The following is a 1862-nucleotide window of genomic DNA, read 5'->3' on the forward strand; positions in this document are numbered from 1 at the left end:
GTCCGCTCAACCCGCCCCGCCGCCGCAGCCCACCCCTCCCGCCCGCTACGGTACCCTTCCCACGGGTCAATTGGCCCCGACTCGGCTATGTGTCAGTGGCCGTGACCGTGGCCGTGACCGGCCGCGGGCGCCTCTTCCTCTTCCGGCTTGTCGACGACCAGGGTCTCGGTCGTGAGCAGCATGCCCGCGATCGAGGTGGCGTTGATGAGCGCGGAGCGGGTGACCTTGACGGGGTCGATGACGCCCTGGGCGACCAGGTCGCCGTACTCACCCGTGGCGGCGTTGAAGCCCTGCCCCACACCGAGGTCGCGGACCTTGGTGGTGATGACGTAGCCGTTGTCGCCACCGTTCTCGGCGATCCAGCGCAGCGGCTCGTCGGCAGCCTTGCGGACGACGCGTACGCCGACCGCCTCGTCGCCCTCGAGGCCGAGGTCCTTCTCCAGAACGGAGACGGCGTGGATCAGCGCGGAGCCACCGCCGGCGACGATGCCCTCTTCGATGGCGGCGCGGGTCGCGGAGACAGCGTCCTCGATGCGGTGCTTCTTCTCCTTGAGCTCCACCTCGGTGTGAGCGCCGACCTTGATCACGCAGACGCCACCGGCGAGCTTGGCGAGGCGCTCCTGGAGCTTCTCGCGGTCCCAGTCGGAGTCGGTGCGCTCGATCTCGGACTTGATCTCGTTGACGCGACCCTCGACCGCAGCAGCGTCGCCGCCGCCTTCGACGATCGTGGTGTTGTCCTTCGTGACCGTGATCCGGCGAGCGGTGCCGAGCACCTCGAGGCCGACCTGGTCGAGCTTGAGGCCGACCTCCTCGGCGACGACCTGCGCGCCGGTGAGGATCGCGATGTCCTGCAGCATGGCCTTGCGGCGGTCACCGAACGCGGGCGCCTTGACGGCGGTCGCGTTGAAGGTGCCCTTGATCTTGTTCACGACCAGGGTCGAGAGGGCTTCGCCCTCGACGTCCTCGGCGATGATGAACAGCGGCTTGCCGGCGGCGATGACCTTCTCCAGCAGCGGCAGGAGCTCCTGGATGGAGCTGATCTTGCCCTGGACGAGCAGGATCAGCGGGTCGTCGATGACGGCCTCCATCCGCTCCTGGTCAGTCACGAAGTACTGAGAGATGTAGCCCTTGTCGAACTGCATACCCTCGGTGAACTCGAGCTCGGTGCCGGTGGTGTTGGACTCCTCGACGGTGATCACACCGTCCTTGCCCACCTTGGCGAAGGCCTCGGCGAGGATCTCGCCGATCTTCGCGTCGCGGGAGGAGATGGTGGCGACCGAGGCCATGTCGGACTCGTCGACGACCTCACGGGCGGCGGCACGCAGGGCGTCGCCGACGGCGGCCGCGGCGGCGTCCATACCGCGCTTGAGGCTCATCGGGTTCGCGCCGGCGGCAACCGCGCGCAGACCCTCGTGGACCATCGCCTGGGCGAGGACGGTCGCGGTGGTCGTACCGTCACCAGCGATGTCGTTGGTCTTGGTCGCAACCTCCTTGGTGAGCTGAGCACCAAGGTTCTCGAACGGGTCGTCCAGCTCGATCTCACGCGCGACGGTGACACCGTCGTTGGTGATGGTCGGGGCGCCCCACTTCTTGTCGAGGACGACGTAGCGGCCCTTGGGGCCCAGCGTCACCTTGACGGCGTTGGCGAGGGCGTCGACGCCACGCTCGAGGGCGCGGCGGGCGTTCTCGTCGAACTCCAGGATCTTCGGCATTTCACATACTCCCTTGTACGCACGGACGCGGCCCGGCCGGCGGGCCCCGCCGCGGCAGATTTGGGAGACCGATTTCGGCAGGGGAAGTCAGCGTGGATGTGGCGGGCGGGGAGGATGATGTGATCCACGCCGGCGTAAATCAACACCCCG

Annotated in this window: 1 protein-coding gene; it reads right to left on the minus strand. The window is 68.0% G+C overall.

What is annotated here, in order from left to right; genetic code table 11:
* Positions 1-92: 92 nt before the first annotated feature.
* Positions 93-1712, minus strand: a complete 1620-nt coding sequence (groL, locus tag ACFV9G_RS29785) for a chaperonin GroEL (protein ID WP_091051800.1) — start codon at positions 1710-1712, stop codon at positions 93-95.
* Between the last annotated feature and the right edge of the window lie 150 nt (positions 1713-1862).

Origin of the sequence: Nocardioides sp. NPDC059952 (genome assembly GCF_042730435.1) — a bacterium.
Taxonomy (GTDB): Bacteria; Actinomycetota; Actinomycetes; order Propionibacteriales; family Nocardioidaceae; genus Nocardioides.